This window comes from Hymenobacter arizonensis (genome assembly GCF_900115775.1).
In the GTDB taxonomy this organism is placed as follows: Bacteria; Bacteroidota; Bacteroidia; order Cytophagales; family Hymenobacteraceae; genus Hymenobacter; species Hymenobacter arizonensis.
In genome coordinates, this window is the sequence record NZ_FOXS01000002.1 from 208,283 (window position 1) to 221,438 (window position 13,156).

Here is a 13,156-nt window from a genome sequence, read left to right on the forward strand (position 1 = left end):
GCTACCCGGCAATGGTGAAGGCAACGAAGCAGCCCCACGGCTGGTAGGCGCAGGCTTCGTGGCAGCGGTAGCGGGCCTGGCGTTGGCTCAGCACCTGAGCTTGTCTCGCAGCAGGGGCCGCCAGCCATTGCAGGGCCAACAAGTAGGAATAGCACATCAGGACCGGAGCCACCCCGCAAGCCCTGCACGTGGGTGGCAATCCATTAAAGAAGTTGAGATTTGGACAGGCAATCTACGGTGAAAAGCGGAGCCTTTACGGGCACAGCATTCATGTGCAGCCCAAGCGGGTTACGAGCGGTAACGGGCTTCCTCCACCTCGGGAGATTCCCGGCTTCTGTCCGCTTCTGGTGGCAACACAAAACCAGCTCCTTACTGATATTTGGGGAGGGCTCAGCGAAAGGCTGGCTCACGTAACAGATGGTATTTTTGAGCAATCCTAAGGTTCTCACCAGCTATTGCTGCCTAATGGCCACTCGCTATACACTTGCTTGGTTCCAAAACGAAATAGAACCCCAATTATCAGGTTTCTCGCTTTCCTATAGTTCCTTCGAGAAAGGCGATTTTGGCAATTTGGAGCGGGTTGAGTTCGAATCAGGAGGCTTGATGGGCACCTTTGATTTCTGGAGTTACGGATGGCTCGACCTGCACGTGATTGACCCATTAATAGGAGAAGAGCAACTAAACGTTTTTAACGAACCAGAAAAAAGCCAGGCCGTGGCTACCTTTTTAGCGTTTCTGTAAGGCGCATCCACGCCATTCATGAAAACGATGAATTTTCTTCTAAATCCCGTACGCTACTCCACCACCAGTTGGCGCGTGGCACTGCCCAAAGCGGTTTGAACCTGCAGCGAATACGCACCGGGGCGCAGGCTGCTCAGGTCCAGCGTGGCAGTGGTACCAGTGGCGCGGCGCGTGAGCACGGCACGGCCCAACAGGTCGCGCACCGTGAGCAGGGCGTTGGGCTGGGGCAGTTGCACGGTGGCCTGGCGCCGGGCGGGGTTGGGAAACAGGCTGAACGAAAAGTCCGACGCGGCGCGGGTGCCGGTGGCTACAAAAGAGCGGTTTTCGAGGGCAATGATTCGGTCGGTGCTGCCGTTGCTGGTGCCCAGGTACACGGCGCCGCTGGGCGCCACGCAGATGGCCCGCAACCGCCCAAAGGCATTAGTCACAAATTCGGTGCGGGCCGTGATGTCGTCGCCGGTTGGGCTGAGGGGTAGCTGCACCAGCTGCTGGTTTTTGAGCGTGGCGAGCAGCAAGCTGCCCCGCCAGCCGGGTATGGCCGGGTGGTCGTAGTAAGTGAGGCCGGCCGGGGCGATGGTGGGCGTCCAGGTGGTGAGGGGTTCGCGCACGTTATTTGCGGCGCAGAAGGCGAGCTCGCTGGGCGTGGTACAATTGCCTTCCACACTGGGCCAGCCGTAGTTGCGGCCGGCTTCAATCTTGTTGATTTCGTCGTCGTTGTTAGGTCCGTGCTCGGAGCTGTAGAGGCGACCGTCGGGCAGGCGCACCAGACCCTGGGGGTTGCGGTGGCCTAGGGTGTAGACCAGGCTGCCCGGCGTGGGGTTGTCGGCCGGCACGGTGCCGTCGAGGTTCAGGCGCAGGATTTTGCCGTTGAGAGAGGCTAGGCTTTGAGCTTCGGGAAGAAGTTGGGCGTCGCCGGTGGTCATTAGCAGCGTGCGGTCGGGCAGGATGAGCAGGCGCGAACCGCTGTGCGTGGTGGTAGCCGGTATATCGCCGAGCAACACCAACGGCGCCGTCAGGGTATTGGCCGTGGCGGAATACGTGAGGCGCACCAGCTTCTCCTTTAGGCTGCCCGCCTCGGTGTAGTTGTACACCACGTACACGTAGGGCGTGGCGGCAAAATCGGGGTCGAGCACCATACCCAGCAGGCCGCTTTCGCCCACGGGCGTGACGTCGGGCAGGGTGAGCAGGGGCAGCACCTGGCCAGTGGCGGGGTCAACGCGGCTGATGCGGCCGCTGCGCTCCGTCATCCACAGGAAGTTGTCGGGGCCCCACAGCAGCTCCCACACGTGGTCGAGGTTGGTGGCCAGGGCCGACGCGGTGACCGTGGTGCTCCCGACCGAGAAAGTGGTGAGGGCCGGAGCTTGGGAGCGTGCCGCAAAAGGAAGCGCAGCCAACAAAGCCAGCGTGACATTGCGTAGAAATTTCATAGCGGTAGGCAAAAAGCGTGGACAGGACTCAAGCGTATTGCCATAACAAACGAAACGCCAGGCAGGGCGGATGTTCGGCCCGACCCTCCCCTGCTTTTGTAGCTTGCGGGTGCTTTCACTCCTTCCTGCGCCCATGTCTGCCTTCTTCACTGAAACCCACCCCGCCGGCTACGTCCTCAGCACCGACCCCGCCCGGCTCGACGTAGCGGCCATTCATCGCTGGCTGAGCGAAGACTCGTACTGGGCCCGCCACATTCCCCTGGCCACCGTGGAGCGGGCCATCGCCAACTCCCTCAACTTCGGCCTGTACGCCCCCGATGGCCGCCAGGCCGGCTTTTGCCGCGTGGTGACGGACCGGGCCACGTTTGCCTGGCTCTGCGATGTGTTCGTGCTGCCCGAATTCCGCGGCCACGGCCTCTCCAAGTGGCTGGTAAAACAAATGTTGGCCCACCCCGACCTGCAGAACCTGCGCCGCCACCTGCTCGCCACCTTCGACGCGCATACTCTTTATCAACGCTTCGGCTACGAACCGCTGGACCGCCCCGACCGCTGGCTCGAAATCAAGCACCCCAACCCCTACGGGTGAGCGGGTTGTAAATGGATGGGTGGTTTAAAAAAATTCACGTTTCGCTGAACCCGCAACTCGCCTTTGCTTCCGAAGCCTAGCCCTGCGGTTGTCCACGTGTTGCTACCCCTTAGGAAGCCATCGCCCGCACAAGCTGGGGCGTCGCGCCGCCCACCCTGCGGCCCGACGCCCCGCGGCGCAGCCACGCCGCAGGAGGGGCGGCCTGAAACACCTGCTACACCGGGGCCCTTTTCCGAACGTCCTGCAGGAGCGAGGAAAGGGCCAGGCGGGTTGAGGCGTCGTCGGTCAGGGCCCAGCGGGTTCCCGGGGGTACCGGCACGCCTGGGCCGTCTCGGCTGGCAATTACCGGGGAGAAACCAAACTGTACAAGCACTCGCCGCTGCGTCCGGGAGGCTGAAAAGGGGGGCGAAACGGGGCACATACGAACTAAATGGCGCCTTGGATTGCGGCCCATCCAGCCCTGTTTCCCAATTTAGGACAAACATCCCAAAGCGAGAGTACTATTCAATAGATGTAAAACTATATCTGCTTGACGCTTAGGCAACGGTCCTGTGGGGAGTGGGCTGGCGGCAAAGTTGCGACGGTCTAACTGGCACATTGCCAAGGACCCAAATAATTTTTACCCGGCCATGCAACATCCTATAAAAGATTTCGCCCTGTTCTCCGTTTGGCTCGTGCGGTTCCGGACGTGGTTCGTAGCGGCCTTGGTCGTCGAAATGGTGACTCGGGCACTGGCCGTGTCCGCCCAAAGCCCGCTCCCCGCCTATTATTCTACCGGCGGGGTGTTTCAGGTAACGCAACCGGCAACGGCCACCGCGGGCGGCAGCGTAACGGCCGGGGTGAATGCCGCCGACGGCAATTTTTCCACCTTTGCTACCCTCCAGACGGACGGCCGCCTCAACGTGGGGGTGCCCGTGGCGTTGCGCTTGAAACTAGCCGGCGAAGCGCCGGCGGGCTACCGGGCCGGCGTGGTGCTGGCCAACGCGTCTAGTACGCTCGACCTGGCGGTTTTGGGCGCCGTGACGCTCCGCACGTACTTGACCAGCGCGGGCCCCACCCCCCGCGAACAAAAGGTGGTGCGGCTCGACCTCTTACAGGCGGCGCTGGGGGCCAACGACTTGCCCACGCAACTGGAATTTACCTCGGCGCTGTCGTTCGACGCCGTCGAAATCGAATTTGTGTCGGCGCTCAACGTGGTCCGTAGCTTCAACATTTTTTACGCCTACGGGGTAACGCCGGGCGTGCAGACCCGCGCCACTGGTTACTTGTCGCGCTTTGCTGCCCCCGTCGCGAACCGGGAATACAGCGCCGCAGTGTCCACGGCGGTGCTCTGCGTGAACGCCCGGGTGACCAACCCCGAGCGCGTGGCCGACAATGACCTGACCAACTTCGCCACCCTGCGCAGCACCGTGGGGGTGGCGTGCCGCCCGGAGGTGCAGGCCCTGCTGGCGGAAGTCCCCGCCGGGGGAGTGCCCGCCGGCCACCACGCCGGCTTTGTCATTGGGCAAGCGGGCCTGCTGGACGTCGGCGTGCTCAGCGGCCTGGAACTGACCACCTACCTCGGCAACACGCCGGTGGAAACCCGGACGGGGTTCGGCCTGCTCGACCTGACGCTGCTGCCCGGCAACAAGGCCCACGTCTCGTTCAAAACGGGGGCGGGCAAGCCGTTCGATGGGGTGCGCATTGCGCGCGTGGGGCTGCTCACGGCGGTCGATGACTTGCACGTGTACTACGCGTTCGGCCTCGACCCCACCTTTTTCGTGAACAGCACCCCCGTGCTGTCGGATTTCTCGGCCCCGCAGGCCAATACCGATTACTTTGCCAGTGCCCCGCAGGCCATATCGGTTCGCTTGAATATCGGAGTGCCGCCCTTCATTGTGAGCAGCGATGTGAACTTGACCCTCTCCAACGTCGAGAACCCCCAACTCGCGGCCGATGCCGTTATTCCGACTACGCGCATCACCACCAACTACGCGCAACTCAACACGCTGGGCCTGGGGGCGCTCAATCTATCCTCTTTGCTGACCCTGGCGAACCCCCTCACGACGTCGGCCACGGCCAGCCTGAAGCTGCGGCTGCGGGGCACCGGGCGCGCCGGCAACCGGGTGGGCATGGTCATCAGCCAAGGCAGCGGCCTACTGGACCTGACCGCCCTGGAACGCCTGACTGTCGCGACCTACGACGCGGATAATCGGCTCATCGAGTCAAAATCCGGTTCTTCTTTGCTGAGCACCACGCTGCTGGGCACCAGCGACCTGTTCCGGGTTTCGTTTCTGGCCTCGCGCGATTTTGCGTACGTGCAACTCACGGTGACCAGCCTGGCCGCGGTGGTCTCCAACACCCGCGTGTACTACGCGTTTGCCGAAGACGTGCCCATTTTTTGGGTGGGGTCGCCGTTGCCGGTCGAACTCACCTCGTTTCGCGGCCGTTGGACCAATGGCGCTGCTGCCCTGAACTGGGCCACGGCCACCGAACGCAACAGCAGCCACTTTGTGGTGGAGCGCTCCACCGGCCGCGACGCGGCGTTCCGGGCCGTGGGCCAGGTAGAGGCCGCCGGCAATACCTCCAGCGCTCAAGCCTACCAGCTGCGCGACGCCGACGCCGGCGCCCAAGGCGTAGCCCTGCTCTACTACCGCCTCCGCCAAGTGGATGTAGATGGCACCCAGGTCTTTTCGTCCGTCATTTCGGTGGCCGTGGGGCTGCCGGCCGCAGCGGCTCCGCGCCTGGAAGTGTTCCCCAACCCGGCCACCGAAGCCGCGGCCGTGATGGTGCGTTGCCCCAACCTTGCGGCTGGCGGCACGGTGCTCACCTACTCGCAGCTGGGCCAGCTGGTAAGCCAGCAAGCCGTAACCGAAGCTGCGGCCCCGCTGCGGCTGCCCGCGCTGGCCCCCGGCCTCTACCACGTGGTGCTGCGCAACGCCGCCGGCCAGGGCGTGGCCACGCAGCGCCTGGTCCTCGCCAACTACTAGGGTCACCCTTTGGCCCGGCAACCCAAGCCTGTTGGCCGGGCCAGCAGGACTTTTAAAGGGGCTCTCTACGGGCGGTGTTCATTCATGAAGACCAAGCCTTTCCCCTCGCGGCCCACCGCGTCTTCGCCGCCGTGGGCCCGCGCGAAGCGTTCGCCGGGGAGTTTCCGAGGGGTTTGGGCAAGGGCCCGGCGCCGGTTCGGTCACCGGCGCCGGAAGCGGCCCTCCCAGCGGCCCATCACAGGTGCAAGACCCATCACGGCGGCCCCATCGCCCGGGCCGCGACCGCTGGTCGCGGCGTTGAAGGTCAGACGGATACCACAAGTCGGGGAAGGGGCACCGGAGTGCGGAATGGGTACTCCGCGCTATCCGGCGGGCTGGCAAGAACGGCTTACCACCCGTGCGCCTTGACCGCTTTGCATAACTGCCACGCGGTACCGAATTGACCGTGGCTGTTGCAGAACTCCTTGGTTGGCCTCTCAAATAGGGTATTTGCGTTCGTAGCTGCCTAAAAACCTTGATTTTTCAGGCCTAGTTCTCTCGTTTTCACGCGCTCGGGCGGCTGTTCTGGTCCCTGGCTTGCCGCCTTCGACGCTCACACCCCCTACCAACGCTTCGGCTACGAACCGCTAGACCACCCCGACCACTGGCTGGAAATTAAGCACCCAAACCCATACGAATGAGCAGATTCCAGGGGAATACCGAGGCCACTGCCCCAGAACGGAGTAACGCCGCTAGTCAGCTCACTAGCGAATAGTGACCGGAAACGTCGTGTCGATGTCGGTGCTGCCGGGTGTTTCGGTGCCGTCTTTGGTGCCTACCTGGTGGCGCAATACCACACGCAGGCTGCCGGTGCTGACCGCGCCCGTAGTAGCGTTGGCCTGCAGGCCAAAGGGCAGACCTTTGGCGTCCTTGTCGGTAACGGCGACGGTGAGGCTCGCCCCGGTGGGCTTGTACACAAACAGGTGATTGTTGGCTTCCCGGACAATTTCAGCAGTCACGTCCTCGCTTTTAGAGGACGTTTCGTTGAGAACCGCGTCCACCGTCATCGTGTAAACCGCGTTTGGCAGCAGGTTGATGGCGTCGATAATGGGCGGATTACCACCCTCGCCATCCAAGTCCTTCCAGGTGGCCAGCTTCACATCGGCGGGGTTGGCCTGGTTCACAAACTTCAGGCGGACGGAAGTTATCAGCTCGTTTTCGCGCACGGCGGGCAGCGGGGTTTCGTCTTTTGAGCAGCTGCTCAGCCCGAGGGCCAGCAGGGCGGTAGCCCGCAAGCAGGTGTTAAAAAGGGAAGTGGGCAGGATACGCATGGTTACTTAGGAGAAGTGGATGAGGAATGACCGAAGGGCACCGCGAGCCGCAGGGCCACATTGCGCCCCGTTTCGGGCGCGAAGTAGCGGAAGGCGTTGAGGTAGTCGCGGTAGGTGGTGTTGAACAGATTGTAGGCGCTTAGGCTCAGCGTCATGGGCTGACCCAGCAGGCGGGCTTCGGTGCTGAAATCGACGTTGCAGAGGGTATAGCCCGCGGGCGGGGGCGCCACGTCCTGGTCGGCGCGCACGCGCCATTGACGCGCCGTGTGCACCACGGCCACGCTCAGCGTGTTGTCGGCGAAGCGCGCCCAGTCCGGCAGGCTCAGGGTCAGGCCGCCCGACACCCGGTCAGCCGGAATCAGCTCGAGGTGCTGGCCGCTCTGGCGGTTGTAGGCCCGCACCGCCGAGTACTTGGCCGAGGCGCTGAGCCAGTCGGTGAGGCGGTAGCTGGCCGAAGCATCGGTGCCGTAGATTTCGGCGTTCACCTGCACGTAGTTGTAGGCCAGGAATGCGCCGCGCACCGTGAGCACGGCCTCCCTGCCGGGCCGCAGGTAGATGTAGTTGTCGAGGGTGTTGTGGTAGAAACTCAGCTCGCCGTTGAGGCGCGGGCCAGTTTTAGCCACGCCGCCGTACAGGTTCAGCGTCGATTCTTCTCCCAGGGTGCGGTCGCCGAGCTCATAGCGGGCGCTGCTGTGGTGCACGCCCTGCGAAAACAGCTCGTTGATGGACGGCGGCCGCCAGCCCTTGGCCGCGCCCGCGTTCAGCCGCCAGCCGGCCGGCAGCTGGTAGGCCGCGCCCACCGTGCCCGTGAGCTGCGCGTAGTCGAACGCGGGGCGGATTTCGGGGCTGTTTTGGTCGGTGGGCACCTGGCGCAGCCGGGCCTGCATGTGCCGCTGGTCGTAGCGCACGCCGGCTTCCAGTTCGAGCCGGCCGCTGGTCCAGCGCTCGGTGGCGAAGGCCCCAGCGTTGTAGCTGGTGAAGAACGGGATGAGGTAGCGCCCGTCGTAGTAGTTCTGCTGGTGCTGGGCATTCACCCCGATTTTCCCGCGCAGGCCGCCCACGCTCACGTGGTCGAGGTAGGCATCTACGGCCTGGGTGGTGAGGTCGAAGCGCAGCTGGTACTCGTTTTCGTAGGCCTGGCGCACCAGGTCGTACTCTTTGCGGTCGTTGCGCTGGTAGCTGTACTGCAAGTGCAGCTGGCCCACGCGGGGCAGGTCGTAGCTGCTTTTGAACTTGACCAAGTGGTGGCCCACCAGCTGGTAGGGTCGCCCGATGGCGTACGAAAAATCGCCCTTGATGAGCGGCTCGGTGCGCTCAATGGCGGCCATCAAATCGGTGGTGTTGCCGATGTGCGCGCCCTCGTATATCCCGAGGTGCGTGTTAAACGTGCTGGCGTACAGCTCGGTCGTGAACGCGCCCTTGGCAAAGCCCAGCGCCGCCGAGCCGTTGTACTCGCGGAAGCCGGTGTTTTTGAGGTAGTAGTCGGGCGTGCGGGCGTTGGCGGCCTGCCGGGTGGTGAGTTGCACGCGGTAGCTGAGCAGGCCGTGGGGCGCCGCGCCCTCGGCCGTGGCCGACAGCGCCCCCAACCCGTTGTTGCTCATCAGCACCGACTCGACCCGGCCGCGCAAACCAGGCCGGTAGTCGAGCGGCGCGGGCTCGACCAAGATGATGCCGCCCACGGCGTCGGCCCCGTACATGACGCTGGCCGCGCCCTTCACCACTGTCACGCGGTTGGCCACAAAGGGGTCTACTTCCGGGGCGTGCTCGCTGCCCCACTGCTGGCCCTCCTGGCGCACGCCGGCGTTGTAAATCAGCACCCGGTTGGAGTGCATGCCATGAATAACCGGCTTCACGATGCTCGGCCCCGTCTGAATGGTGCTCAGCCCCGGTATGTTTTTCAGAGCTTCGCCCAGGGACTGCCCACGCGTCAGGGCCAGGGCTTTATGTTCTAAGACACTTTGTTGCGCTAGCGGCGTATCGTACTGCCGCTGCCCGGTGGTCACTACCTCGTTCAGGGCATTGGCTACTGGCATCAGGGCAACGGTGAGCTTGGTAGCGACCGTCAGCTCTACGGTGCGCACCACCGGGGCAAAGCCCAGGTAAGACACTTCTACGTGGTACGTACCCGGGCACAAACCCGCTAAGTCGAAGAAGCCTTCATTGTTAGTTATACTATTGATATTAAGCTCAATAATTCGAACCGATGCGGCCGGCAGCGTTTCGTTGTCCTGGCTGGCCACTGTGCCCGACAGCTGCAAAGAACAGCTCTGAGCCAGGGCTACGCCTGGGACACCCACCAAGCTAAATAAGCAAAGCGCGCAGAGTACTAGATGGGAGATGGAAGGCACGAAGGAGAACAAAAGCGAGTTATTTTATTGCATCATTGTTGCAAAAGTAAGACTAACGGCGGTAATATTGCCCTCGGTTTACACAAACTCTCATTCTACACTTACCCCACCTTCATGCAGCACCTCCTCTCCCCTAAAAATTTAGCGCTGGCTTTCCTGGCCTCCATGGCCCTGGCCTCTTGTAAGAAAGACGGAGAAGACGCCACGCCGGCCGACGTTGACGCGGGCAAAGAATTCCGCTACGTGCGGGTACTGGTGGCCGACGAGCAAAGCAATAAGCTCACGCAGATTGTGCCGCGCGATGCCGCCATTACCTCGGTCGATGCCGATTTCCCGCTCGGCACGCTGTACCCCACGGCTTCCGGCCGTTTTGCCGCGGTGATGTACGGCTCGCAAAACCTGGTGAAAATGTTTGACACCGGCCTGGAATGGCACGGCGACCACGTCGACGTGAAAGGCTCGCCCAAGTGGGGCACCATCCAGTCCACGGCTGCCCGCCCGTCGCACTTCAAAAGCAAGGGCACCGAGTCACTCATTTTCAACGACGGCGACGGCACGCTCAGCGTAGCCAACGAGCCGTCTTTTCACAACTCGGGCGCCCAGTTCACGGTCATCAACGCGGGCTTGCTGCCCCACCACGGCGCCATGGCGCACTACAGCAACGACACCTACGCCGTGACGACGGCCAGCGCCAGCGGGGCCAACCCCACCCGCGTGCAGGTAATCAACAAGACCGGTGCTCTAGTGCACGCATCCACGTTGCAAACGGGGGCCATCCACGGCAACGCATCCGACGGCGAAGACGCAGTGTTTGGCGCCTGGGAAACCACGGCCAATGCCAACGGTGGCATCCTGGTGGTGAACAAGAACGGCCAGCAACGCTTTATTCCGAACCCTGCCGGCTTCGGGGCGGCTCGCCTGGGCACCGTGCTCTACGCCCAGGAGGCGCGCAAGTTCATTGGCTACTCGAATGCCAAAGGGGCTTACATGGTTAACCTGACCAGCAACCAGCTCACGCCGATTTACACCGGCACCGACGCCATCCAAGCCAAAACCGATTATGCGGGCAAAAACCTGTTGGTGCTGAGCCTCGATGGCAAGCTGCGGGTGTACAACCTGGCCACCGGTGCCCTCAGAAAGGAAGGGAACGTGATTCCGGCCACCCCAGCGGCCGACAGCTTCAAGCCGGTATTGGAAGCTACCGACCGGTTTGCGTACATCGCCGTGCCCGCCCTGGGCGAAGTACACCAGATTAAGCTGGACGACTTCACCACCGTGGTCAAGCACAAAGTGAGCGCCCGCCCCGTGCGCCTGACTGTGTTGGGCTACGAGAGCGACGCCACGCACTAACGCCGAGCGAAAGCCCAACTGTTAGGAATTACGCCAACGGCCCACCTGCGCAAGCGGGTGGGCCGTTACTTTTTGCTGGTTGGGGAAGAAGGCCGTGCTTAATTGAGTAACATCGACCTTCGCCAGCGGCGTTAATATCAACCACAACACAGCTGTCACCATCGCCAGCACATAGTACTTAATGCGTGCGTCGCTGCGCTGGCGCTGGCGCTGGTGGGCCCGCACAGCTTCCAACGGCAAAAAATACCCGCGCCAAGCGTTATCCGGCGCGGCCAGCGCCCAGATTTGGTGGCAGGTGCCGCATCGGTAGAAAGCCTCGGGCTCGAAGGCCGTGAGCGGTGCCGGCACCGGCCAGTATGCCGGCCGCCCTTGCGCTTGCAGGTTGGTGCCTAGCAATTGCTGCTCAAACTTAGCAAAGACGTCGGCGGATGAAAACCGATGGATGCCCTTCACAAAACACGCTTCACACATGCAACAGGCACCATTTGAAGATTAACGAAACGGCTGCTCAACAAACATAGCTTCGTTTCACCTTCCAGGCTGCTTTGGACCTAAGCTCGGCCGCTGGAGTACCTTTCGCCGGCCCTTATCCGTGCGCTGATAGTGCGCCGTTTCCTCTACTGCTCCCCTTATGAAATCCTTCTACTTCGGTGCCGGGTACACTATCCTGATGCTGGCCAGTCTGGCCGCTTTGCTGGCTGCCCAAGCGCCTTCGGGCAACGCCATCACGCTGCTGACGCTCAACCAGCCACCGTGCACTACCCTAACTCCGAAGTCGGTCATTCGTGCCAAGCTGGCCTACCACCTGGCCGAGGCTGAGCAGTCAGAATATGGCTTTGCCGTGTCCATCAAGTTTCAAAGCACTGACCCGCGGATGACCTTTTCCGACGGAACGCTGGGCGTGGCCACAATCACGGCTCGCCACGACACGCTTACGTTGAGTTACCCTGTGGCTGCCATCCGTCGCAACGACCGGCTCAAACGTCCCGTTACCTGCTATTTCTACCTGCATCGCAACACCGCCCCTGGGCGTAGCGTGGTCCTGGCCCAAACCGAGCCGATTGTGTTCCAAGAATGCATGTAAATACTTGCTTACAAGGCATTAATTCTCCTATAACCTGATGACTACAGCGCGTTCAGTAGCGCGAACTCTGTAGTTCGCGTCCCAGAACGACACCCGAACGGCGCGGGGACGCGAACTACAGAGTTCGCGCTACTGAAACGCGATTGAACGCGCGGCTGAACGTGCTATACACTAACTTAAAAATCGCCCTAATTGCTCTCAGACCTGAGGGCCCGTGTGCGACAGTTTCCGGATGACGCGGCAGGGGTTGCCCGCCGCGACGACATCGGCGGGGAGGTCTTTCGTCACGACGCTGCCCGCGCCGATAACCGTGCGGCTGCCGACGGTGACGCCGGGCAGGATAATGGCACCGCCGCCAACCCACACGTCATCGCCGATGACGACTGGCTCGCCTCCTTCCAGGCCCGCGGCCCGAGTTTGGTAATCGAGCGGGTGCGTAGCGGTATAAATCTGGACGTTGGGGCCAAACAGGGTGCGGCTGCCAATAGTAACGAGGGCGACGTCCAGGATGGTGCAGTTGAAGTTGAAAAACACGTGGTCGCCCAGGCGAATGTTGGTGCCGTAGTCGCAATAAAAAGGCGAGTTCAAGTCCAGGCCGGTGCCCGTATGCGGAATCAATTCCTCCAGCAGGCGGGCCCGCTCCGCTGGCTCGTCGGCCGAAGTGTGGTTGAGTTCCTGAAACAAGCGGCTGGCGCGCCGGCGTTCGGCAACCAGCTGCGGGTCCTGGGCATTATAGGGCTCGCCGGCGAGCATTTTTTCTTTTTCCGTCTTCATCGGGAGGGCGCGTCGCTTACGATTGGGAAGATGGGGACAAGGTCGGAAAAGGTCCACGGATTCTACCGTGAACCCTAGCCCGCAAGCGCAGCTTTATGCGGTGGGGTTGCTTCTTTCACGCCAGGGTCGCGAGTGCCAACCAAAAGATGGAGTTGTCACAGGTTATCGAACTAGCCGACCACGCTTCGCCTGGCTGGTTTAGCCATTGCCGCGCAGGCGCAACTGTCAGGTTAGAACTTGCGGGCGTGGCAGGCCGAGCAGTCGGCGGCGGTGGGCAGCATGTAGGCGTGCCTTTCAATGGCGCTGTCCAAGGCCTGTCGGAACGCCACCAGCAGCTTGTCGCGCTCCACCGTGGGCATGTTTTGTAGCACCTGCTCGATGGAGGCCCGGTAGACGTGTGCCATAAAGTTGGGCCCGTAGGCGGCGAAGAACCCGTTGTGCAGGGCGTCAAACGTCGCTTTTTCCGAAGCGGAGATGGATTGTGACAGCGCCAGCCACTGCTTGGCGTTGTCGGCCAGGTCGAGTTGTAGGTCTTGGTTCATAGAGCGGGAATTCACAAACGGAGTT

12 protein-coding genes are annotated in these 13,156 nt (G+C 62.3%); 5 read left to right on the forward strand and 7 right to left on the reverse strand.

The genetic code is table 11. From position 1 onward, the window contains the following. Nucleotide 1: 1 nt before the first annotated feature. Nucleotides 2–157, reverse strand: coding sequence for a hypothetical protein (locus tag BMZ66_RS26025; RefSeq protein WP_234795017.1), 156 nt, complete (start codon nucleotides 155–157; stop codon nucleotides 2–4). Nucleotides 158–465: 308 nt separating this feature from the next. Here BMZ66_RS26025 and BMZ66_RS07390 point away from each other — a divergent pair, with 308 nt between their 5' ends. Further along, nucleotides 466–741, forward strand: coding sequence for a hypothetical protein (locus tag BMZ66_RS07390; RefSeq protein WP_092670665.1), 276 nt, complete (start codon nucleotides 466–468; stop codon nucleotides 739–741). Nucleotides 742–794: 53 nt separating this feature from the next. Here BMZ66_RS07390 and BMZ66_RS07395 read toward each other — a convergent pair whose 3' ends face one another. Beyond that, entirely contained in the window at nucleotides 795–2,168 is a 1,374-nt protein-coding gene (locus BMZ66_RS07395) for a PQQ-dependent sugar dehydrogenase (protein WP_177204634.1), read from the reverse strand. Between the two features lie 133 nt (nucleotides 2,169–2,301). On the opposite strand from BMZ66_RS07395, the gene BMZ66_RS07400 reads away from it, so the two are divergent. Together BMZ66_RS07400 and BMZ66_RS07405 are read left to right on the forward strand one after the other, a co-directional pair. Beyond that, nucleotides 2,302–2,754, forward strand: coding sequence for a GNAT family N-acetyltransferase (locus BMZ66_RS07400; RefSeq protein WP_092670669.1), 453 nt, complete (start codon nucleotides 2,302–2,304; stop codon nucleotides 2,752–2,754). A gap of 629 nt (nucleotides 2,755–3,383) precedes the next feature. Beyond that, on the forward strand, nucleotides 3,384–5,723 hold the full coding sequence (locus tag BMZ66_RS07405) for a T9SS type A sorting domain-containing protein (RefSeq protein ID WP_092670671.1): 2,340 nt from the start codon (nucleotides 3,384–3,386) through the stop codon (nucleotides 5,721–5,723). A gap of 743 nt (nucleotides 5,724–6,466) precedes the next feature. Here the strand turns inward: BMZ66_RS07405 and BMZ66_RS07410 are convergent. Next, nucleotides 6,467–7,033 carry a hypothetical protein gene (locus tag BMZ66_RS07410; RefSeq protein ID WP_092670673.1) on the reverse strand — a complete coding sequence of 189 codons (567 nt, stop codon included), beginning with the start codon at nucleotides 7,031–7,033 and terminating at the stop codon, nucleotides 6,467–6,469. 2 nt (nucleotides 7,034–7,035) lie between these two features. Further along, nucleotides 7,036–9,381, reverse strand: a complete 2,346-nt coding sequence (locus BMZ66_RS07415) for a TonB-dependent receptor (RefSeq protein WP_177204635.1) — start codon at nucleotides 9,379–9,381, stop codon at nucleotides 7,036–7,038. Nucleotides 9,382–9,495: 114 nt separating this feature from the next. On the opposite strand from BMZ66_RS07415, the gene BMZ66_RS07420 reads away from it, so the two are divergent. Next, on the forward strand, nucleotides 9,496–10,731 hold the full coding sequence (locus BMZ66_RS07420) for a hypothetical protein (RefSeq protein WP_092670677.1): 1,236 nt from the start codon (nucleotides 9,496–9,498) through the stop codon (nucleotides 10,729–10,731). Nucleotides 10,732–10,752: 21 nt separating this feature from the next. Here BMZ66_RS07420 and BMZ66_RS07425 read toward each other — a convergent pair whose 3' ends face one another. Next, nucleotides 10,753–11,202: a hypothetical protein gene (locus tag BMZ66_RS07425; protein WP_143080099.1), complete on the reverse strand. Its 450-nt coding sequence runs from the start codon at nucleotides 11,200–11,202 to the stop codon at nucleotides 10,753–10,755. Between the two features lie 160 nt (nucleotides 11,203–11,362). On the opposite strand from BMZ66_RS07425, the gene BMZ66_RS07430 reads away from it, so the two are divergent. Then, the gene (locus BMZ66_RS07430) at nucleotides 11,363–11,815 is read left to right on the forward strand and encodes a hypothetical protein (RefSeq protein ID WP_092670681.1); all 453 of its coding nucleotides are present in this window, start codon (nucleotides 11,363–11,365) and stop codon (nucleotides 11,813–11,815) included. Between the two features lie 198 nt (nucleotides 11,816–12,013). Here BMZ66_RS07430 and BMZ66_RS07435 read toward each other — a convergent pair whose 3' ends face one another. Next, entirely contained in the window at nucleotides 12,014–12,589 is a 576-nt protein-coding gene (locus BMZ66_RS07435) for a sugar O-acetyltransferase (RefSeq protein ID WP_092670683.1), read from the reverse strand. Nucleotides 12,590–12,819: 230 nt separating this feature from the next. Continuing rightward, entirely contained in the window at nucleotides 12,820–13,131 is a 312-nt protein-coding gene (locus tag BMZ66_RS07440; protein ID WP_092670685.1) for a hypothetical protein, read from the reverse strand. Nucleotides 13,132–13,156 lie beyond the last annotated feature (25 nt).

What these genes read in the sequence shown, in the direction of transcription:
- BMZ66_RS07390 (WP_092670665.1), top strand. Translation starts at nt 466, where the DNA reads ATGGCCACTCGCTATACACTTGCTTGGTTCCAAAACGAAATAGAACCC.
- BMZ66_RS07395 (WP_177204634.1), bottom strand. Translation starts at nt 2,168, where the DNA reads ATGAAATTTCTACGCAATGTCACGCTGGCTTTGTTGGCTGCGCTTCCT.
- BMZ66_RS07440 (WP_092670685.1), bottom strand. Translation starts at nt 13,131, where the DNA reads ATGAACCAAGACCTACAACTCGACCTGGCCGACAACGCCAAGCAGTGG.
- BMZ66_RS07430 (WP_092670681.1), top strand. Translation starts at nt 11,363, where the DNA reads ATGAAATCCTTCTACTTCGGTGCCGGGTACACTATCCTGATGCTGGCC.
- BMZ66_RS07425 (WP_143080099.1), bottom strand. Translation starts at nt 11,202, where the DNA reads ATGTGTGAAGCGTGTTTTGTGAAGGGCATCCATCGGTTTTCATCCGCC.
- BMZ66_RS07435 (WP_092670683.1), bottom strand. Translation starts at nt 12,589, where the DNA reads ATGAAGACGGAAAAAGAAAAAATGCTCGCCGGCGAGCCCTATAATGCC.
- BMZ66_RS07405 (WP_092670671.1), top strand. Translation starts at nt 3,384, where the DNA reads ATGCAACATCCTATAAAAGATTTCGCCCTGTTCTCCGTTTGGCTCGTG.
- BMZ66_RS07400 (WP_092670669.1), top strand. Translation starts at nt 2,302, where the DNA reads ATGTCTGCCTTCTTCACTGAAACCCACCCCGCCGGCTACGTCCTCAGC.
- BMZ66_RS07410 (WP_092670673.1), bottom strand. Translation starts at nt 7,033, where the DNA reads ATGCGTATCCTGCCCACTTCCCTTTTTAACACCTGCTTGCGGGCTACC.
- BMZ66_RS07420 (WP_092670677.1), top strand. Translation starts at nt 9,496, where the DNA reads ATGCAGCACCTCCTCTCCCCTAAAAATTTAGCGCTGGCTTTCCTGGCC.
- BMZ66_RS26025 (WP_234795017.1), bottom strand. Translation starts at nt 157, where the DNA reads ATGTGCTATTCCTACTTGTTGGCCCTGCAATGGCTGGCGGCCCCTGCT.